Origin of the sequence: Myroides sp. WP-1 (assembly GCF_014145635.1) — a bacterium.
Lineage (GTDB): Bacteria > Bacteroidota > Bacteroidia > Flavobacteriales > Flavobacteriaceae > Flavobacterium.
Genome location: NZ_JACHTC010000010.1, coordinates 1 through 20,292 on the forward strand (window position 1 = coordinate 1; position 20,292 = coordinate 20,292).

A 20,292-nucleotide genomic window follows, 5' to 3' on the forward strand; every position below is an offset into this window, starting at 1 on the left:
GAAACGTAGGATACGAAAACGGGAACTTCTTCTATATTGATGCGGCTGGAAAACACGAGATTGCAATTGAAGATCTAAACACAACCAACCAAACATTTGCCTTAGTAAATGACGAGTTAGTTGTAACTGATTCAGACGGAAACGCAGTAAAAGTAGCAGTAGCTGAGATTGCCGACAACGAAACATTCGTTACGAACTTAGCCGATAACAGTACGTTTGTAACTAAGTTAGGAGACAATACGGAATTTAAAAATATGATCACTTCGAATTCTGTAGTAGCTGATTTACAATTGATAACAAATACAGAGATAGATCCAGAAACTGTAAAGGGGCGTTTTTACTTTAATAATGGTAAAAATGAAACAAATGTTAATTTCTCGGAAACTTTAACCGCAATGGAAAAGGGAACAGATGCAGAAGGAAAAAGCGAGTACTATTTCATAGATGAAACAGGAGGTCGAGATCAAGTTGTGATACAAGTTACTCAAGACGTTATTGGTGATTTTGATAAAATTATCCAAGATGCTCAGGTAAAGAAATCGCTAACGGATTTAATTAAAGTATCAGAAGGAAATATTACGGTTAAAAAAGATGGAAATGACAATTTGATCATTAAGACAGCTGATGGAGAGTTTAATCTAAGTGACGAAATCAAAAATAAAGAAACTAACACGCTATTGACTTCACTTGGCGCTGGTGTTTATTTATATGAGAATGAAGATGTAATTAAGAATAATACAGGCACTGGAGTTACGATTAATGTTGTAGCAGATGTACAACAAAATTTCGAAGAGATTATCAAAGATTCAGAAGTAAAAACAGTTTTGGATCAATATATTGCCAACGGGTTCGATGGAAATGTAACCTATAAAAACGGAGATTTTTATGTAACACATGAGCAAGATAATACCTTTGTAACAGAGAAAATAGAATTTAAATCGCTAGTAGAGGCAAATAGTGAATCTTTGACAACAGATGGAGTTATTGGAGTAACAACAACTGGAGAAGTTGGAACAGAAGCAGAAAAAGCAGTATTAAAAGCGGTGAAATTGTCGTTAAATAACGGAACAGTAACAACAGAGCACATCAAAGATGGAACATTGTTAGCTACCGATTTAGCTGATGCAGGTAAAAATCAAGTGTTAGTTACTGGAGCAGATCAAAAACCAGTATGGAAAGAGCAGAGTAAAGTAGCACCACAGTTCTTTTATATGCCGGCAGTTATCTTTGATACAACGGTTTCTGGAACAGCTACTCGCGACTTGTATCAAGATTATGTAAATCAATTTACAGGAGGAACAGGAGCTTATGCTATTTCACATGGGCCAGCTGGTACCACACCAATGCAATATGGAGGTGGAGTTGTTGGAAGTGCAGGTGCACCAGCAAAAATGACGGTGTTTGAAAGTAGTGAATTGTATTATTATGTAACATACTATGACGAAGCTGTATTCAAAGATCTTTCAATTAGCGCAGATGGTAAATTGACCTATACAGTTACAACAACTGCAGAACCAAGTTCATTCATGAATATTGTTTTTGTGATCAAATAACACAAATAAAGCCTTAGTTGAATCGTTTTGATTAAGGCTTTATTAACTATGTGCAATGCAAAAAAAGAAACGAATGAGAAGCAAAAAATATAAAATAGTAAATTCAATACAAAAAGTAATTTTAGCTGTATTTGTCCTTTTATTGGGAATAGGAAATGCATGGGCTGAAGGATCTAAAGATTTATATCCTGTAGGTGCCAAAGGCGGTAGAGCTTATTTGCGAGCAAGTACAGAAGAAACTTTTGCCTTTCCGTATTCAGGTTTAGGAGTGCATTACGTATACGCTGAAGAAGGAGAACAAATTACCTTGGCCTCAGATGCACAAATGGGAACGGATAAAAAATGGATTACATTGTTTGCTCCCAATGGAGAACAAGTTAACCTAACGTTTAATTATAACGAGGGGAAAATTCCTTCCAGAACTGCAGAATTAGCCGGACCACGTTTGCCAGAACAAAAAGCAGGAGAGAGTAGATATATCCCTATTTATTATACCGTGCCAAAAGGAGGTAGTGGTGTATATCGTGTAGAATTTTTAGGTTCGTATGGAAAACCATCAGGAGCTATTTCAACTCCCAGATATTCAGAGGCTACAGCATGGCCTTTAGCTTTGAGTACTAATTATTTAATAGCATGGGATGTTTCTGTAGCAAAAAAAATAAACAACACTTGGAATTGGGTAACAGGACGTACGTTTACTACCGTAATGTCAATGAATAACCCTTCAATTGAAAGAAACTTATTTATGCCCAATAGTGGATTTCATGGTGTGTTTAAAATCTTGACGAAAGACGGTTATATCTATAATGTAGATAACAATGGAAATCAAGGAATTTCATTCACCTTTATGGTTAACAACCAAGGATTTTATAATGTAGGAGACCCAACCACGCCTTCTTATTCGAGTATTCCTATTCAAACAACAGAAGATACACATACAAGATATCATGATCCTAGAATAGCGGATACAGAAAATGCTATTACTCAGAAGATATTTTACAATATTCCAGATAGCAGTATGCCAGAAGAAGCCGTAGCTGCAATGGACGGAGGGAAAACGTGGTTAAGAACCCCAGAAAAGCAATTACATGTAAAAGATATTCGCGTAGAAAGCGCAGAAGGAAGCATTGAAAATCAAGGCGGAAATGGGGCTTACATTGTATTTAACAATGAATCAGGAGGTGAATACACGCTGACCATACAACCCAAACAAGGAAGTCATTTTACATCCCGAATATTAAAAGGATTTTGTGCTTCTGGAGAAAATAAAATTTATTGGGATGGTAGAGACGGAGATGGACAAATTATAGTAGAAGGAAGTGTTGATTTACGTCTCGCAATTGAGCTACACGGAGCAGAAGTGCATTTCCCTTATATTGATATGGAATTAAATGAATATGGAATTATCATTGAATTACTATCTCTAGATAGGAGATCCGTACGATCAGATAAAGTGTATTGGGATGATACAAGTATAGGTGATGGAGGAGGAAATGCAGGATCTAAGTCACAACCAAGAAATGCGAGTCACCTAGTCCTACCAGAAGGAATCTCCAGTCGAGTAAATGGACATACTTGGGGAATCGGAACAAATGCAACGGTAGGTACTTTTGGTGATAATCACGGTATGGATACTTGGACTTTTATTAAAGGAGATGCTGTTACTGCAGATTTTGATGTTAAAATAAAAGTAGCTGATTTGGAAGTAGTATCTGTACAGGCAGATAAAGAAGTTGTTCCTATAAATGACGTGATTTCGTATACCGTAAAAGTTAAGAATAACGGACCTCATGAAGTCGAAAAAGCAGTGTTTGCTTTTCAAATTCCACAAGGATTTTCCCCTGTTGGATATGATTTTATCGTTTCTACCTGTGGAGAAGAAAGAGTACCACTAACTTTTGATGAAGCAACACGAAAGTATACCAGTCAATTGGATTTAAAAAACCAATGTGAAGTAGTTTATACCATAAGAATTAAAGCCGTAAATCCAACGGTTGGCCCAGTTGCCGTAGAAGCAACAATTCTTCGTCCAGTGGATGTTGTGGACCCTGACGCTTCTAATCAAGATGAAAATGTACCGCCAACAGATCCGCATTATGAATGTGAAAATAACGGACTCGATGTACCATGTAATAATATTAAAGAAAATACTGACGTACTCTATACTGAAGTTTCATTTAAATTGCTAAAAGACGGACGTTTTAACGATTTGAATAACGATGGATTTGCGCAAGCAGGTGAAACCATTACTTATACACTACAAGTGGTAAATACTGGAAAAACACCAATTGAAGAAATTCAAGTAATCGATCCTTTGTTTGGTGGGATAATTACTGAAATTCCTACGAAAAACGGAAATTCAGATGCTATACTAGAGGCTGAAGAAATATGGACGTATACGGTAACCTATACCTTAACCAAGCAAGATATCGCGAATAAAGGAGTTTACAATCAAGCAACAGTGAAAGGAAAGGATATCTTTAATAAAGAGGTACTAGAAGAAACATCTAGTCCGACGGTACCCTTAAAACCCAATGATCCAGGATATGATGCCAATAGACCCAATCATACATATGTAGTATTGCCTACAAAATCATTACTTATTACAAACCCAATGGTTCGTCAACGAATGAAATAACCAGCAATAAGTTTCATTCAATGCTGTATTAAATCATGCATAAAAGAATTAAAAAGAGGATTAGCGTCAATGCTAATCCTCTTTTTTTTGTCTAAAAAAAAGTAAAAAAAGGAGAGAGATAATTCTCAATAAGAGAGTTTGTAAAAAAATATATACAAAATTGTGATTTTTCTCAAACTATAATTATTTGATTTTCAATGAATTGTTATTTGTTGTTTTGTTTAAATCTAATATTGAGACTTTTTGGTACGGTAGTTGATAAGTTACATATATCAAGTTTTGTTTAAGAAATCAAAGAAGTAAACTAAGTACAATGCTTAGAGAGGAAAACTGAAAATGAGAGCAACAACAAGCAAAATTTAGAGGTACTAAAAGAATAAAAGAAAAAAGTTTTTACCCTTAGATAAAAAGTATGAAAAAAAGTAACAAAGTTATCGCATTAATAATTGGTTTTTGTAGCGTGATCAATTATGCGCAAAATACTGCCTCGATCACTAATGAAGGAGTTTTATCCGTTTCTACAGGAGATTTAATCTCTTTTGAAGGGGCATTTAAGAATACAGAAGGAGGAAATGTAAATAATGACGGTACGGCAATTTATTACAACAGCTTCATCAACGATGGAGCTTATGGAATGACAAGCAATAAAACAACATCAACAACTTTGTTTACTGATGGTGTAAATACGACTCAAGCAAAGCAAATTGGAGGAAATCAAATGGCTTCTTTTCACCACGTAATCTTTAATAGTTCTGTAAGTAAAGTAGCATTTGATTTGAAAAACAATATTGATGTTTCAGGTGTTGTAGACTTTCAAAATGGAATAGTTCTCGTAGACTCAACATACAATCCGATTACTAAAGTTTCAAATGGAATGTTTACGTTTAAAAAAGGAGCAACGATTGAAAGTGTAGGAGATACTTCTCACGTTCAAGGGGCGATTGAAAAAATCGGAAATGAAGCTTTTACGTACCCTAGTGGAGATAGAGGAAAATACCGTTATGCTCGTATTTCTGCACCTAAAGGAACAGGGGATGTTTTTGTTGGGCAATATGTATACAACGATTCAGGTTTTTTTGAAACACGTTCAAATACAGCAGGAGTGGTAAAAAAAATCAACAATAAAGAATACTGGACAATTGAGAAAGGAAGCGAACAGCAAAGTGATGTGTTGATTACTTTAAGTTGGGATGAAGACACAACAGCATCAGACGTTTTAAATAATCCCGAAGAAGATTTACATATTGTGCGTTGGGATCCCAAACAACAGCTATGGGTAGATGAAGGAGGAGTAGTTGATATGTCAACCAAAGAAGTAACGACAGTTGCTACAGTGCAGGGATACGGTTTCTTTACCCTTGGCACGGTTAAAAAAGATTGGATTACAGAAGGTAATGTTGTGATTTATAACCTGGTTTCTGCAAATGGAGATGGTAAAAACGACTACTTTATCATTGAAAATATTCAAAATTATCCTAACAACAAAGTAGAGATTTTCAACCGTTGGGGAACACGTGTATATGAAACTGTCGGTTATGATCCTCACGGAAATGGTAGTGAGAATGTATTCAAAGGTTATTCAGAAGGTAAAACAACGCTCAATAAAGGAAGTAAGCTTCCAAGTGGAACCTACTACTATGTGGTTACTTATGAATACAAAGATGAAAACGGAAGCCGAATGATTAAAAAAGCAGCAAACTTACACCTTGAAACTAACTAAAAAATACGACACGATGCAAAAATTAAATACAATAAGAGCACTACTATATACAGGAATCATTTTGTTAGGTCTGCAACAAGTCTTTGCCCAACAAGATCCACAGTATACACAATACATGTATAACCCAGCAACGATTAATCCCGCTTACGCAGGAAGCGTGAGTAAAATGAATATTTTTGGTCTATATCGAACACAATGGGTTGGATTGGAAGGAGCTCCTAAAACCGCACATCTATCCGTAACTACTCCTTTAACAGATACAGGATTAGGATTGGGCGTTCACTTGATGAATGATCGACTTGGAGTAACAGATCAAAATAGCTTAGCACTTGATTTGGCTTATACAGTTGACCTCGACTACCAATATAAACTTGCTTTTGGATTAAAAGCAGCGGGTTCTTTATTGAATGTAGACTATAATAGACTTCATATTTATGACGGTACAGACCCTATTGCTGAATCAAATATAAAAAACAAATTTTCTGGAAATATTGGCGCAGGGGTTTATCTCTATTCAGAAAAAGCCTATGTAGGATTATCTGTACCTATGATTTTAACGAGTAAAGTGTACAATGATAATGATTATAAAGTGATGACAGAAAAACCACATTTTTATCTAATGGGAGGCTATGTGTTTGATCTTAATTACCAAGTACAATTTAAACCAGCGGCCCTAGTAAAAGCTACTGCTGGAGCTCCTCTTCAAGTAGATCTAACAGCAAACTTCTTGTTTAACGATAAATTTACTGTAGGAGCAGCTTATCGTTGGGATGCCTCTTTTAGTGGATTAGCAGGATTTCAAGTATCAGATAAATTGTTTATCGGGTATACTTATGAAGCAGGTACTAGTAACCTTGCAAAATACCATTCAGGTTCTCATGAAATATTCATGAAGTTTGAATTGTCTAATAAGCAAAGAAAAAAAGTCGCCCCCCGATTTTTTTAAAAATAGTTCATAATTTTTTTTATTGTTAGCTCTGCTTGTAATCAAGCAGAACATAAGAGAGGAGTGATTTTACTGAATCACTCCTTTTTGTATAAAAAGCCTATTAAGCAAAATGTCTTTCGGCTATTTAGTTAGATTCTAATACAATAAAGCGTTCAGTCAATACAAGCAAATTAAAATTGTATTGTTGAGCAATATACTCAAACGTTTGGCGCGTATAGATAAAAACATGAGTTTCATCCTTGCGATAATACCACGAGTCAAAAGGTTTTTGATTTTCATACAGATGAGTCATAATCAATAGCAATCCCCCAGGTTTTAGCAAGCTTTTAAGATGGATTATTTCCTGATGAGGATGGTGAAAATGTTCAAAAACCTCACAACTGAAAATATAATCATATTGCTCATTGACGTAAGATTGATCGGGATAGAAGTATGGATCATATAGATTAACCGAATAACCTCGATCAACCAACTGTTTTGTAATAACAGGACCTTTCCCACAACCAAAATCTAAACCTAATGTATCTGCAGAGAAACGCTCAAGTATAGCATTGGTAATGGGTGAAGTAAATTTTTGATACCCTAGATCATTGACGTCGTTATTGTGAAATTCATAGTGACGTTTTTCTTGTTCCGATGAAAAATAAGAAGCAACATCTTTCACATAAGCAAAACAAGTTCCGCATTGATAGTACAAAGGATCAATTTTATTCGTAATCGGTTGTTGGCATAAAGGACAATTCATTCGTTTTCTTTTTTGTGATATTATTATCTTTCAACTCACAACTCACTCAATACATATAAATTTAAACACTCTTCTTTAGGATGTATAAGTTGTACAAATTGAAAACCCAAGCGGGTTAGTAACTTGATAGAGCTTTTATTTTCGGCTAAGGTAGTCGCATAAAGCTTAGCGTGCAATTGATTTTTTTTCAATTCTGCTATAACATGATGCGCTGCTTCATAGGCATAACCCTTATTGGTAAATTGGGGTAAAAAAGCAAAACCGATATCGTGGGCATCTAAATACTCCCGTTTAATCAACGAAAGAACTCCAATAGAAGTTTGACTTTCCTTTAAATGAACGGTCCAATATGTGTATTGAGGATTGTCAATAATATGCTGAATGTATGCTTGAGCATCTAAAGCGCTGTAAATATTTCGATTACCTATAAATTTGAGCCAACCAGGGCTATTGACAAGTGCTATGAAAAAAGCATTATCACAGTGATTTAGTGGAGTGAGAAATAAGCGTTGTGTTTCCATGCGACTCTTTTTTGTGTGGTATCTTTTACTTGATGACGGAGAATTTGGATGATAAAGTGTTATTTTATTATATCATTAGAATAAAAATAGTTTTTTTTGAAGAAAGAATGGTTTCTTTGTAGCAAAATAAAGATAAACAAAGTCAACCAATACCAAGTTTAAAAATAAAATAAAACAACTATATCGGGTCGTTTTTTTATGAAATAGAAACGGCTAATACTAGTAATGTTTAAAATATGTTGTAATTTGCAATCAGCTACAAAACAATAAAAAAAAATGAGAAAGAATACAAATCTACTAGCCGTGTTATTGTGTTTGATTTCTTTTAATTTGAAAGCTCAAATTTTGGAGATCTACAGCAACAACAGTACCCAAGAATATTTAGGATGTTTAAATTGTCCTTCTGAAAATAAAAACTCAGTTTGGAATTCCCATGGAATTTATGGCAACGAATATAACAAAAAATCAATTTGGAATAAATACGGTATCTACGGGGATGATACGAGTAATTATTCCCCTTGGAATCAACATGCTGAAAAACCGCCAATCATTAAAAAAGGAGGAGAGTTTCACGGTTATTTTACTTTAAATGAAATTATGGGACAACGTGTCGAAATTAAATTAACGCGTATGTTATACGATTACTATATTGATTTAAAAGAAGATCCAACTAAATGGACTGAAATCGAAGAACAATTAAAAAAGAAATAAAACAAAGAGGGATTGAAAGTAATTTTAATCCCTCTTTTGTTTTTTGTAAGATTTGCGATTTTAACACTGAAAACCGAGATTGATTAGCTAAAGTGTAACGAATAAGTACAACGGTAAAAAGGTCAATCAATTTTAGTCCTGCTTTACAATAAGGTGCTTACAGAATAGGCTCCGTTTTTTGAGGGGATTTAGAAAATAGAATAAAGGAGATCCATTGTATTTTAGAATTATTTACATAAAAAGCAGTAAATTGCAGGTAAATTAAAACAGATACTATGATGTCAGAAAAAATAACTTCAGAACAAGCGATTGCATTAGAAAATCAATACGGAGCACATAATTACCACCCCCTTCCAGTTGTCTTAACAAAAGGTGAAGGTGTATACGTTTGGGACGTTGAAGGGAAGAAATATTATGACTTTTTATCTGCATATTCAGCAGTTAACCAAGGACATTGTCACCCGAGAATTGTTGAAGCGATGACTAAACAAGCGAATACATTAATGCTGACTTCTCGTGCTTTTTACAATGATCAGTTAGGGGTTTACGAAAAGAAAATTACTTCTTTAATGGGGTATGATAAAGTATTGCCGATGAACTCTGGAGCGGAAGCTGTAGAAACCGCATTAAAAGTTTGTCGCAAATGGGCGTATGAGAAAAAGGGAATCGCTGAAAATCAAGCTAAAATTATTGTTTGTGAAAATAACTTCCACGGAAGAACTACAACGATTATTTCTTTTTCAAATGATGAAGAAGCAAGAAAAAATTACGGTCCATATACAGAAGGATTTATCCGTGTAGCTTATGATAATATTGATGCACTTCGCGCAATTTTAGAAAAAGACAGTGCCAGTATTGCTGGATTTTTAGTGGAACCAATCCAAGGTGAAGCAGGTGTATACGTACCAACAACAGGTTATTTAGCAGAAGCAAAATTACTGTGTGAACAACACAATGTTTTATTTATTGCTGATGAAGTACAAACAGGGATTGCCAGAACAGGTAAAATGTTAGCTATCCAACATGAAAATGTAAAAGCAGATATTCTTGTATTAGGAAAAGCCTTGTCGGGTGGTGCTTATCCAATTTCTGCCGTGTTAGCAGATGATGAAATTATGAATGTAATCAAACCCGGACAACACGGATCTACTTTTGGAGGTAATCCAATGGCTGCTGCAATCGCAATCGCCGCTTTAGATGTTGTTTTAGACGAAAAATTAGCAGATAACGCTGAGCGTTTAGGACTATTGTTTAGAAGTGAATTGACAAAGTACATCGAAACAAGTAACATCTGTTCGTTAGTACGCGGAAAAGGATTGTTGAATGCCATCCTGATTAACGATACAGAAGATAGCGAGACAGCTTGGAATATTTGTCTAAAGTTAAGAGACAATGGTTTATTAGCTAAACCTACACATGGCAATATTATTCGTTTCGCACCGCCTTTAGTGATGAATGAAGAACAATTATTGGATTGTGTGTCTATTATCGTAAAAACATTAAAAGAATTTGAGAGATAATTTATAATAGTGCATTTTTTGTTTCTTTTTTTGTTATAATTTAAAATAAAAGTAGTAACTTATGAAAGCTTTATTAGTAGTTGATTTACAATATGATTTTTTACCTAATGGAGCCTTAGCCGTTCAAGATGGAGATTTAATTATTCCTCGTATTAACGCTATACAAGATCAGTTTGATCTCATTGTAGCAACGCAAGATTGGCATCCTTTGGATCACCAAAGTTTTGCTTCTCAACACCCTGATCAACACGTGTATGATGTTGTTGATCTGCAAGGACAACCACAAATACTATGGCCAAACCATTGTGTGCAAGGAACTCCAGGTGCTGAATTTAGCAAAGCATGGAACAGCACTAAAGTTGCAGCCATCTTTAGAAAGGGAATGAATAAACAAATCGATTCTTATAGCGGTTTTTACGATAACAATAAAATCAATTCAACAGGACTTTTAGGTTACCTCAATGATAAAAAAGTAACCGAAGTTTACATCTGTGGATTAGCAGCCGAATTTTGTGTGTTTTATACCGCAATGGACGCAAAAAAAGCAGGGTTTAAAACCTATTTTTTAGATTTTGCAACTAAACCCATAGCTATAGAGGGAATTGAAAAAGCAAAAGAAAAAATGATAGAACACGGTATTGTGATTGTTGCTAAAAGTGAAGAATTAATTAAGTAAATGAGAAAATACAACGCAACGAATTTTTTTAAACATACATACTGTGAGTGGACAGAAGTGCCGTTAGATAATATAGCGAATCTTTCACCTCATTTTAAAAGTGAAAAAGGCAGTAGTTATTTTTTTACAGCAGATGGTATTTTTAGATATGCTAATCATTGGGGAAGAGTTGCAAATTGTCGATGGAAATTGATCTCTGATAAAAAGACCAGTCAAGGGTATTTCCTCGGATATGCCGATTGGTCAAGCTTTTATCCCAATGATGAAAGAGAAAAAAACTATGTTATAAGTGTTAATTTTTTACAAAAAGAAGTGACCTTTACGCATTATGCCTGTCTTAGTGAAAGCAAGGCGTTCCGTAGAAACGCAAATGATACGGCCAAACGCATTGTCGAAATTAAAAAAATTCTTCTTTCGGATGAATGGTTTAAATACATGAATCATCCTGAGCAAGAAGAAGTTAGAAAATATTTAATTACGGGTCTTGTTAACACCAATAAAAGCTTAATCGAATTGAAACGAAGCTTTTTGTCAAGTTAACAACATGGGCCTATAATGAGAATATGTATAATTAAAAAGCAAAAACAATGAAAAAGATCACCATGATTACAGCGTTATTGTTAGCTGGTATGACAGTAGCACAAGCACAAGAAAAAGGTAAATTAGTAGAAGTTCCAAAATTATCTGAAAAGGTAGGAGCTACGCCGATCAAAAAAGGAAACTGGATTGTTGGAGGAGCTTTAGGATCTACGGGGTATAGTTTTGAAGACGAAAGCTTCAATATCAATATCTCTCCAAGAGCCGGATATTTCATTTCTGATGGTATTGCGGTTGGACTTGAGTTAGGTACAGGATTTACTACGCATAAAAAACCATTGAAGAACGAGTGGAACTATAAAGTAATGCCTTTTGTTCGCTATTACTTCCCAGAAGGAGCTAGTGAAACAGGACGTTTCTTCGGACAAGGTGGTGCAGGTATTTCTGGAACTGACGGATCTTCAAGTGAAACTTCTTTTGCTTTTGCAATCAATGCAGGGTACTCTCACTTCGTAAGCCGTAACGTTGCTTTAGAGGCTATTGTAGGATACAACTACAGTAAATCTAACCAAGCTAATGCTACTGCTCAAAATGGATTAGGTATCGCATTTGGTTTCCAAATTTTCTTAGGAAAATAGTCTAGTAAGATTTTTTGTTTAAAAATAAAAAGGGTATCTCAGCAATGGGATACCTTTATTTGTTTACAGCTAACAGTTAACAGTTTAGATTTTGCTAAAAGAGATAAACTTTTCTTTAAACGAAAATCAACCAACAACCAACAACCAACGACCAACAACCAACAACCAACAACGAACAAATCACATCCACTAATCCGTACATTCCATTAACAACAAGTCACCACTTTCATACGTGATACTCACAATCCCATCTTCAACAACACTATTGCTCGATCCGGTTCGAATTCCAAGTATTAAATCTTCCTGATTTAAAGGATACTTTAAGTTTGTTGTGGTGATACCATTCGCCTGACCAACGGGAATTAACGATAAAATGGTGTCTTTGGTATACCATTTCTTATAAGTTGATGGCAATCTAAATATTTTAGAATAATCGTCGAGGATAACAATTTTCATCGTATCCCTATATTTAATTAACGTAGTGATATTCGTAAAAGTATGATCCGCTCTTTTACCCGTTGCCCAAAGAACATTAGCTGCTTTGATTCCTTTTTCAAGTAAAAAATTAAGCGCTTTTTCTAAGTCTGTCGTTTCTTGATCCGTACTATGTACGATTTCCAAAGGATATTGTTGCTCTAAATAGGGGGTAGGATCAAAATTTCGGTCAAAGTCTCCAATCAGTACATCAACCTTTATATTTAATGCGATAACTCGTTCAATAGCCTCATCTAAGACAACAATAAAGGGTGACCATTCTAATAATTGATCTAGTAAATCTTGACTACATGCCGCGCCATTGGCAATAATTAAAGCGGGTTCTTGATCATCTCGAACGATGTGATGTGATGACATAAATTAGTTCTTGCGTTTGTTAGAACAAAGTAAAACAATAAATCCTACTAAAAGTCTTTTTTTAGAGTGAAAAAATAGATAAAACACAAAATAGCGCTATCTTTGAAGCTATTCTAAGAAGTAAAAAAATGGATTTAACACAAGAACTGTGGTGGGAGCAATATCAACAAGATGACAATGCCGTTATCTTAGATGTTCGCACCGATGAAGAAGTGGAAGAACGAGCTATCCCTAATGCAATTAACATCGATATCTATTTAGGACAAGGTTTTTTAGATGCTGTGGAGCAATTGGATAAAACAAAAAACTATTACGTTTACTGCAAAGCAGGAGGTAGAAGTAACCAAGCTTGTTTATTAATGAATCAGCTAGGTTTCGAAAATACGTTTAATTTAGTAGGAGGAATTACTACTTGGGAAGGACCAACGGTATAAAAAGTCAACACATGTTGACTTTTTTATTATCCTACTCACACCATTGTAGATTCTTTAAATCCCTTATTGTCGCTTTATGACTCGTATTCATTTTATCGTAAATCCTATTTCAGGTAAAGGAAAACACAATATTACCGAAACGCATATCAAAACTTTTTTCCCCAGTGAAGAATATGAAGTTTTTGTTCATTTAACACAGCGAAAAAAGCACGCAATTGAATTGACACAACAGGCTTTAGCACAAGGAGCAACTATTATTGTGGCTTGTGGCGGAGATGGTACAATTCACGAAGTTGCAACTGAATTAGTAGGGAAAGAAGTAATTTTTGGCGTCGTTCCTGTAGGATCAGGTAACGGCTTAGCTTCTAATTTGGCAATTCCAAAAGACATTGACAAAGCCCTTCAGTTAATACGCAAGCAAAATATCATGGCTATGGATGTTGGTATGCTAAACGGATCGTATTTCTTTAGTAATATGGGGTTCGGTATTGATGCGACAATTATTGAACAGTACGAAAAATCAGGAAAACGAAAATTAGGTGCTTACATTCGCGCAGCATTGAATTCGGCTCAACAGTATAAAGCCAAACAAATGCGCGTCACTTATAATGGACAAACTAAAGTAGTAAATCCGTTGTTGTTGTTTATTTCAAACTCCAACGAAATGGGGTACAATATGAGTTTGACACCTAAAGCAAGTTTAACTGATGGATTGTTGGATTATTTGATGGTGCCAAAGATTGGAATCTTAAAACAATTAACCTTTGGGCTGTATGTTGTTCTGAAAAAAACAGAAAAATTTAGACGAACGGATTACATACAAACTTCTAAAATTGAAGTTGAGATTAGTAATAGCCCCAAAAATGGAGTTCAAATTGACGGAGAGTATTGTGAATTTGATACCAATCACTTTGTTATTGAAGTCGCACCAAAGAGTTTAAAAGTAATTTGTTAGTATAAAATCGTTTTTTTGTAATAAAAACAACACAAAATCGTGTAAAGAGTTATTTTAGAAAAGCGTACATTTGTACATCATATATAAACATCAAAAAAGTTAAAAATAATATGAATTCATTTGACGTAGTTGTAATTGGTTCAGGGCCTGGTGGATATGTAGCTGCAATCCGTTGCGCCCAATTAGGTTTTAAAACTGCAATTGTAGAGAAATATGCTACATTAGGAGGAACTTGCTTAAACGTAGGTTGTATTCCTTCAAAAGCATTATTAGCTTCTTCTCACTTAGTGGAAGAAATGAAACACTTTGCAGAGCATGGTATTGAAGTAGCTGGAGACGTAAAAGTGGATTTAGCTAAAATGATCGAACGCAAACAAGCAGTGGTTGACCAAACATGTTCAGGAGTGAAATTCTTAATGGATAAGAATAAAATTACTGTTTTTGAAGGAGTGGGATCATTTGAAAATGCAACTACAATTAATGTTACAAAAAATGATGGTTCAGTAGAACAATTTGAAGCAAAACACACGATTATTGCTACAGGTTCTAAACCGTCTACATTGCCTTTCATTCAATTGGATAAAGAGCGTATCATTACATCAACAGAGGCGTTAAAACTTCCAGAAGTACCAAAACACTTAATTATCATTGGTGGGGGAGTAATTGGATTGGAATTAGGTCAGGTTTACATGAGATTAGGAGCGCAAGTTTCTGTTGTAGAATTTGCTGATCGTATTCTTCCTACAATGGACGGAGCTGTTTCTAAAGAATTGACGAAAGTTTTAAAGAAACAAGGAATGAAATTCTATACTTCACACAAAGTACAAGGTGTTGTACGTGAAGGTGATGTAGTAAAAGTTTCTGCTGAAGATAAAAAAGGAGAAATCATTACTTTAGAAGGAGACTATACTTTAGTAGCAGTGGGTCGTCGTCCTTATACAGACGGATTAAATGCAGAAAAAGCTGGAGTAAAAGTAACAGAAAGAGGACAAATCGAAGTAAACGATCACCTACAAACAACTGCTGCTAATATTTACGCTATCGGGGACGTAGTTCGCGGAGCTATGTTAGCACATAAAGCAGAAGAAGAAGGAGTGATGGTAGCTGAATACTTAGCAGGTCAAAGACCACACATCAACTACAACTTAATTCCAGGTGTTGTTTATACTTGGCCAGAAGTAGCTGCTGTTGGTAAAACTGAAGAGCAATTAAAAGCAGAAGGTGTAGCTTACAAAGTAGGTAGCTTCCCATTCAGAGCTTTAGGACGTTCTCGTGCAAGTGGTGACTTAGATGGATTAGTGAAAATTATCGCTGACCAAAATACAGATGAGGTTTTAGGTATCCATATGGTTGGTGCTCGTGCGGCAGATTTAATCGCTGAAGCGGTAACAGCTATGGAGTTTAGAGCATCTGCTGAAGATATCTCTAGAATGTCTCATGCTCACCCGACGTTTGCAGAAGCAATCAAAGAAGCTGCTTTAGCTGCAACTGATAATCGCGCATTACACGTATAATATTTTAAGAAATATATATGTTAAAAAAAGAGCCTAAATGTCTATTTAGGCTCTTTTTTATTTATTGTGAAACAAAAAACAATATATTTGTTTCTTAAATACTTAAAACCAAAAGCGAAATGAAAAAAATATTAGCTGTGTTATTCGGCGCTATTGCAATAGCTGCATGTTCTAGTAGTGATGATAACTCCTCTTCTGTTGATCCTATTTTTTCTCAACCTTATACAGAACTAGCCAATCTAGATGAGTTAGTTTCTGGAAAATGGGCCTATGTAGGAAATAAAATAGGCGATAGAAAAGTTGGTTTGGTTGAGGAAACGAATGAATGTAAGAAAAAAGATTATTTAGTGGTACACCGTACAGGTACCTCTATGGCTATCGATTCTTTATCTTATAACAACTACGGGATGAGAGTTAATAACAATGAAAGAGTATGTACAAGTGTTTTCGAATTTCCTAGAATTTCTAGAAACTTGAAATTAACTTCTTCAGGTAACTTATATGCATTGATTACAGACGACGTGATGGAACCTGTATTAGTTCCGGATGGGGATAAAGTAGATAAAGATGGAAAACCAATTATGAAACCAATTTTCGTAAGAAAAAGAAAATCTCCTGCTCATCATGATGGGAATTTAGAAATTGGTTTCCAAGCGGGATATTTGCGTGTAGAAGATTACTTATCGGATTACAGCAGATTGAAAAACGAAAAAGTTTATTTATACTTCAAAAAAATGTAATTTTTGATACCTTATAAAGACAAGCTTCTATTTTTTAATAGAAGCTTTTTTTATTCCAAGGAATTTCGTCAATTGTTTTATAACTTTGTGTTTTAACTTAGAGAGAAGATTATGGATATAAAGACATTGGTTCATCACAACCTCGATGAATTATTGTATTTAGCAGATAAGAAGGGAATCTTAAATACAGATTTAGTCGTGAAAACAGGTGCATTTGTTGGCGCAGCTGTACTCAGAGGACGCTATGCCGATAAAAAAGAAGTCACAACAGAGGAAATTAACGGTGTTTTTGGCATTATTGGCGATTTCTGTAAGTTGAGTTTTGGACGTAGTTATACAAAGGTGCACTTTAAAAAAATGACAACCTTGGCATTAGAATTAATGCAAGAGCCAACTTTTGACGCAGATGTAGAGGTTTTTATTCAAGAATTACAGTCGTAAATGTAAAAAACGAAACATAGTATAAAGGATAACAGGATGACTGTTGTCCTTTTTTTTTCGCATCAAGTTTGGAGAGATAGCAGTATTACAGCAAAAAAAGTTAAATTAACAACATACAAGCAAAGCAACTTGAATTAATAGACCTTGTGCTGTTAATAGATTTGCTATATCCTCTGTAAAGAAATATCTTGTACCTTTCCAAAACACACACATAATACTAATATTTTATACTTGTATAATGATTCATATGAATAGATTATATCCCCTTAGTTTAGGTCTTTTCTTGTTAGCATCAACGTTGGGGTACGGACAAAAGAAACCCCTTGATCACAGTGTTTATGATCGATGGGAGAGTATTGGACAAAAGAAGTTTTCCAATGATGGTAAAGCAATCGTCTATCAGATTGTACAACAAGAAGGAGATAAACAACTTGTAGTTGATTTGTTGAAAAAGGATGTAAAACAAACTTTTTCCCGAGGAGAAAATCCAATCCTTACAGCTGATTCTAACTATTTGGTGTATACCATTAAACCTTTTTATACTGACATAAAAGCGGTAAAAAACAAAAAGAAGAAAGAGGATGAATTGGCAAAAGATTCGTTGGGGATTTTTAATTTACTCACTCAAACAAATGTAAAGATACCTCAAGTAAAATCTTTTAAATTGGCTGAAAAAGGAGGAAATACCCTTGCATACTTGCTGGAGAAGGAAAAAGATACTACTCAAACAAAAAAAGCAAAAACGCCTAAAAAAAGTACTAAAAGTGAACCTTTAACGCTTGTAGTTCGCAACTTAGAAACAGCTTCTGAAGAGCGCATCGAAAACGTAACATCCTACTTTATGGATGAAAAAGGAAATTACCTTGTTTATGTAACAGAAAATCCGAATCCAAAGAAAAAGGAAACTGATAAAGAGGCAAGTAAAGAAGAAAACAAAGAAGAAAACAAAGAAGAAGAGGTACAACAAGAGAATACGGCTAAAACGGTTGACACAACGTATGGCGTATTTGCTTTGCAGCTAAAAACACGCAAAACAACACCGTTGTTTATAGGAGAAGGAAGCTTTTCTCAATTTAGTTTTGATAAGGAAGGAAAACAAGTTACATTCATTTATTCTGGAGATGAAGAAAAAGCGTTGGTTAAAAATTATACGCTTTACCATGCTGTTTTACCAAATGCAGCCACAGCTCTAATTGAAAATACAAAAAAAGGTATGCCTATTGATTGGGTGGTTTCTGAAAATTATACACCTCAGTTTAGTAAAAATGGCAAGCGTTTGTACTTTGGAGTCGCGCCAAAACCTATACCTAAGGATACCACCTTACTTGCAGATGATCATGCCATTGTTGATATCTGGCATTATAAAGAAGATTATTTACAGCCTCAACAATTGGTGAACTTAGAAAAAGAATTGAAAAAATCGTATCTAGCAACCATTGATTTGGCAAAAACCAATCAAATGATTGCATTAGCGGACGAAACAACCAATTATACAACCTTAGTTGATGAAGGAAATGCTTTTCTCGTATTTCAAATGTCAGATTATGGAAGACGCGTAGAAAAACAATGGGATATTTCGGGTGTGAGTTCTTATTATGTTGTGGATGTACGTACGGGAAAACGCAAAGAAATTATCAAAGATCTTCCAGGAAGAGCGGCTATTGCACCAAAGGGAACAGCTGTTGTTTATTACAATAGCGAGGAAGAAAACTGGTATGTATATGACATTAAAACTGCAACAGTGAAACAACTAAACAAAGGAATAGCTGTTTCTTTTGCAGAGGAAGAATTTGATATGCCTGATTTTCCATCTTCTTACGGAATTAAAGGTTGGACAGATAATGATGAATCGGTTCTTATTGGAGATCGCTATGATATCTGGGAGTTTTATTTAAAAGGAAATAAAGCACCTCGTATGATCACCAATGGATATGGACGCAAAAATAATCTTGCTTTTGATTTAGTTCAATTAGATGACGAAAAAAAGTCATTCAATAGAAATGAAACCATCATAGCTACTGTATTTGATACCAAAACTAAAGAAGCTGGATATTTCTATGTAAGTATCAAAAATGCAACAGATCCTACAAAAATTTTACTAGATAATTACAGCGGATATCCGTCTTTGAGTAAAGCGAAAGATGCGGCTGTATATGCATTTACTAAAGGTAATTTTACGCAATCAAATGATTTATATGTGGGAGAAACCTTAGATCAAACGAAGCGTCTGACACAATTAAATCCACAACAAGAAGAATACAATTGGGGAACCAATGAATTAGTACATTGGACAACGCCAAACGGATATGAAGCAACAGGTGTTTTGTTTAAACCAGAAGATTTTGATGCAACTAAAAAATATCCTATGCTCGTGTATTTTTATGAAAAGCTATCGGACAATTTAAACCGTTATGAAGCACCCGCACCAACGCCTTCTCGTTTAAATATTCCCTATTTTGTAAGCAACGGTTATTTGGTATTTACTCCCGATATTAGTTATACGGATGGTTTTCCAGGTAAAGCAGCAGAAGAGTATATCAACTCAGGTGTCGACTTCTTAAAGCAAAATGATTGGGTAGATGGAAACAAAATTGGAATTCAAGGACAAAGTTGGGGAGGATATCAAGTAACGTACTTAGTTACGGTTACAGATCGATATGCCGCAGCTTGGGCAGGTGCTCCTGTTGCCAATATGACGTCTGCTTATGGAGGAATTCGCTGGGGAACAGGAATGAGTCGTCAATTTCAATATGAAAAAACACAAAGTAGAATAGGTAAAACACTTTGGGAAGGATATGAATTGTATATCGAAAATTCACCCTTGTTTAAAGTGCCAGCGATAACAACTCCTTTGGTAATTATGCATAACGACAACGACGGCGCTGTGCCATGGTATCAAGGAATTGAAATGTTTATGGCCATGCGCAGATTGGATAAACCTGTTTGGATGCTTAACTATAACGGTGATGAACACAATTTGATGAAACGTCAAAATAGAAAAGATATTCAAATACGTCAACAACAGTTTTTTGATTATTACCTTAAAGATGCGCAAGCACCTGTGTGGATGGTTAAGGGAGTTCCCGCCGTTTTAAAAGGAAAAAACTGGGGATTTGAATTGACAAATGAAACAGTAAATTAAGAAAGT

General features: G+C 34.9%; 18 protein-coding genes. 15 read left to right on the plus strand and 3 right to left on the minus strand.

What is annotated here, in order from left to right:
- From H4K33_RS10245 to H4K33_RS10260, 4 genes are all read left to right on the plus strand, one after another.
- Positions 1 to 1,553, plus strand: a 1,553-nt coding sequence (locus tag H4K33_RS10245; protein ID WP_182648580.1) for a hypothetical protein, incomplete at its 5' end; no start/stop codon positions are given.
- A 73-nt stretch (positions 1,554 to 1,626) separates the two neighbouring features.
- Entirely contained in the window at positions 1,627 to 4,191 is a 2,565-nt protein-coding gene (locus tag H4K33_RS10250) for a DUF11 domain-containing protein (RefSeq protein WP_182648582.1), read from the plus strand.
- A gap of 412 nt (positions 4,192 to 4,603) precedes the next feature.
- Positions 4,604 to 5,911 (plus strand): gliding motility-associated C-terminal domain-containing protein, encoded by a 1,308-nt coding sequence (locus H4K33_RS10255; protein WP_182648584.1) that lies wholly within the window; start codon positions 4,604 to 4,606, stop codon positions 5,909 to 5,911.
- 13 nt (positions 5,912 to 5,924) lie between these two features.
- Positions 5,925 to 6,857, plus strand: a complete 933-nt coding sequence (locus H4K33_RS10260; RefSeq protein ID WP_182648585.1) for a type IX secretion system membrane protein PorP/SprF — start codon at positions 5,925 to 5,927, stop codon at positions 6,855 to 6,857.
- Between the two features lie 127 nt (positions 6,858 to 6,984).
- Here H4K33_RS10260 and H4K33_RS10265 read toward each other — a convergent pair whose 3' ends face one another.
- Both H4K33_RS10265 and H4K33_RS10270 read right to left on the minus strand, forming a co-directional pair.
- Positions 6,985 to 7,605 (minus strand): class I SAM-dependent methyltransferase, encoded by a 621-nt coding sequence (locus H4K33_RS10265; RefSeq protein WP_182648587.1) that lies wholly within the window; start codon positions 7,603 to 7,605, stop codon positions 6,985 to 6,987.
- A gap of 35 nt (positions 7,606 to 7,640) precedes the next feature.
- Positions 7,641 to 8,126 (minus strand): GNAT family N-acetyltransferase, encoded by a 486-nt coding sequence (locus H4K33_RS10270; protein WP_182648590.1) that lies wholly within the window; start codon positions 8,124 to 8,126, stop codon positions 7,641 to 7,643.
- 276 nt (positions 8,127 to 8,402) lie between these two features.
- Between H4K33_RS10270 and H4K33_RS10275 the strand changes: the two genes are divergently transcribed.
- From H4K33_RS10275 to H4K33_RS10295, 5 genes are all read left to right on the plus strand, one after another.
- Complete coding sequence (locus tag H4K33_RS10275; protein WP_182648592.1) at positions 8,403 to 8,837, plus strand: hypothetical protein; 435 nt, start codon at positions 8,403 to 8,405, stop codon at positions 8,835 to 8,837.
- Between the two features lie 278 nt (positions 8,838 to 9,115).
- A complete protein-coding gene (rocD, locus tag H4K33_RS10280; RefSeq protein ID WP_182648766.1) occupies positions 9,116 to 10,357 on the plus strand; it encodes an ornithine--oxo-acid transaminase in 1,242 nt (413 codons plus the stop codon).
- Positions 10,358 to 10,418: 61 nt separating this feature from the next.
- Positions 10,419 to 11,033 carry a bifunctional nicotinamidase/pyrazinamidase gene (gene pncA / locus H4K33_RS10285; RefSeq protein WP_182648594.1) on the plus strand — a complete coding sequence of 205 codons (615 nt, stop codon included), beginning with the start codon at positions 10,419 to 10,421 and terminating at the stop codon, positions 11,031 to 11,033.
- Complete coding sequence (locus tag H4K33_RS10290) at positions 11,034 to 11,573, plus strand: hypothetical protein (protein ID WP_182648596.1); 540 nt, start codon at positions 11,034 to 11,036, stop codon at positions 11,571 to 11,573.
- Positions 11,574 to 11,620: 47 nt separating this feature from the next.
- Positions 11,621 to 12,208: an outer membrane beta-barrel protein gene (locus H4K33_RS10295; protein WP_182648598.1), complete on the plus strand. Its 588-nt coding sequence runs from the start codon at positions 11,621 to 11,623 to the stop codon at positions 12,206 to 12,208.
- A 189-nt stretch (positions 12,209 to 12,397) separates the two neighbouring features.
- On the opposite strand, the gene H4K33_RS10300 is transcribed toward H4K33_RS10295, so the two are convergent.
- Positions 12,398 to 13,060: a thiamine diphosphokinase gene (locus H4K33_RS10300; protein WP_182648600.1), complete on the minus strand. Its 663-nt coding sequence runs from the start codon at positions 13,058 to 13,060 to the stop codon at positions 12,398 to 12,400.
- Between the two features lie 128 nt (positions 13,061 to 13,188).
- Between H4K33_RS10300 and H4K33_RS10305 the strand changes: the two genes are divergently transcribed.
- From H4K33_RS10305 to H4K33_RS10330, 6 genes are all read left to right on the plus strand, one after another.
- Positions 13,189 to 13,494: a rhodanese-like domain-containing protein gene (locus tag H4K33_RS10305; protein WP_182648602.1), complete on the plus strand. Its 306-nt coding sequence runs from the start codon at positions 13,189 to 13,191 to the stop codon at positions 13,492 to 13,494.
- A gap of 76 nt (positions 13,495 to 13,570) precedes the next feature.
- Complete coding sequence (locus H4K33_RS10310) at positions 13,571 to 14,449, plus strand: diacylglycerol kinase family protein (RefSeq protein WP_182648604.1); 879 nt, start codon at positions 13,571 to 13,573, stop codon at positions 14,447 to 14,449.
- 110 nt (positions 14,450 to 14,559) lie between these two features.
- The gene (gene lpdA / locus H4K33_RS10315; RefSeq protein ID WP_182648606.1) at positions 14,560 to 15,963 is read left to right on the plus strand and encodes a dihydrolipoyl dehydrogenase; all 1,404 of its coding nucleotides are present in this window, start codon (positions 14,560 to 14,562) and stop codon (positions 15,961 to 15,963) included.
- Positions 15,964 to 16,082: 119 nt separating this feature from the next.
- Positions 16,083 to 16,703, plus strand: a complete 621-nt coding sequence (locus tag H4K33_RS10320) for a hypothetical protein (protein ID WP_182648608.1) — start codon at positions 16,083 to 16,085, stop codon at positions 16,701 to 16,703.
- Positions 16,704 to 16,814: 111 nt separating this feature from the next.
- Entirely contained in the window at positions 16,815 to 17,144 is a 330-nt protein-coding gene (locus H4K33_RS10325; RefSeq protein ID WP_182648610.1) for a hypothetical protein, read from the plus strand.
- A 247-nt stretch (positions 17,145 to 17,391) separates the two neighbouring features.
- Positions 17,392 to 20,286, plus strand: a complete 2,895-nt coding sequence (locus tag H4K33_RS10330; protein ID WP_182648611.1) for a S9 family peptidase — start codon at positions 17,392 to 17,394, stop codon at positions 20,284 to 20,286.
- The last annotated feature ends 6 nt before the right edge of the window (positions 20,287 to 20,292 follow it).

What these genes read in the sequence shown, in the direction of transcription:
- H4K33_RS10250 (WP_182648582.1), top strand. Translation starts at nt 1,627, where the DNA reads ATGAGAAGCAAAAAATATAAAATAGTAAATTCAATACAAAAAGTAATT.
- H4K33_RS10255 (WP_182648584.1), top strand. Translation starts at nt 4,604, where the DNA reads ATGAAAAAAAGTAACAAAGTTATCGCATTAATAATTGGTTTTTGTAGC.
- H4K33_RS10260 (WP_182648585.1), top strand. Translation starts at nt 5,925, where the DNA reads ATGCAAAAATTAAATACAATAAGAGCACTACTATATACAGGAATCATT.
- H4K33_RS10265 (WP_182648587.1), bottom strand. Translation starts at nt 7,605, where the DNA reads ATGAATTGTCCTTTATGCCAACAACCGATTACGAATAAAATTGATCCT.
- H4K33_RS10270 (WP_182648590.1), bottom strand. Translation starts at nt 8,126, where the DNA reads ATGGAAACACAACGCTTATTTCTCACTCCACTAAATCACTGTGATAAT.
- H4K33_RS10275 (WP_182648592.1), top strand. Translation starts at nt 8,403, where the DNA reads ATGAGAAAGAATACAAATCTACTAGCCGTGTTATTGTGTTTGATTTCT.
- rocD (WP_182648766.1), top strand. Translation starts at nt 9,116, where the DNA reads ATGTCAGAAAAAATAACTTCAGAACAAGCGATTGCATTAGAAAATCAA.
- pncA (WP_182648594.1), top strand. Translation starts at nt 10,419, where the DNA reads ATGAAAGCTTTATTAGTAGTTGATTTACAATATGATTTTTTACCTAAT.
- H4K33_RS10290 (WP_182648596.1), top strand. Translation starts at nt 11,034, where the DNA reads ATGAGAAAATACAACGCAACGAATTTTTTTAAACATACATACTGTGAG.
- H4K33_RS10295 (WP_182648598.1), top strand. Translation starts at nt 11,621, where the DNA reads ATGAAAAAGATCACCATGATTACAGCGTTATTGTTAGCTGGTATGACA.
- H4K33_RS10300 (WP_182648600.1), bottom strand. Translation starts at nt 13,060, where the DNA reads ATGTCATCACATCACATCGTTCGAGATGATCAAGAACCCGCTTTAATT.
- H4K33_RS10305 (WP_182648602.1), top strand. Translation starts at nt 13,189, where the DNA reads ATGGATTTAACACAAGAACTGTGGTGGGAGCAATATCAACAAGATGAC.
- H4K33_RS10310 (WP_182648604.1), top strand. Translation starts at nt 13,571, where the DNA reads ATGACTCGTATTCATTTTATCGTAAATCCTATTTCAGGTAAAGGAAAA.
- lpdA (WP_182648606.1), top strand. Translation starts at nt 14,560, where the DNA reads ATGAATTCATTTGACGTAGTTGTAATTGGTTCAGGGCCTGGTGGATAT.
- H4K33_RS10320 (WP_182648608.1), top strand. Translation starts at nt 16,083, where the DNA reads ATGAAAAAAATATTAGCTGTGTTATTCGGCGCTATTGCAATAGCTGCA.
- H4K33_RS10325 (WP_182648610.1), top strand. Translation starts at nt 16,815, where the DNA reads ATGGATATAAAGACATTGGTTCATCACAACCTCGATGAATTATTGTAT.
- H4K33_RS10330 (WP_182648611.1), top strand. Translation starts at nt 17,392, where the DNA reads ATGAATAGATTATATCCCCTTAGTTTAGGTCTTTTCTTGTTAGCATCA.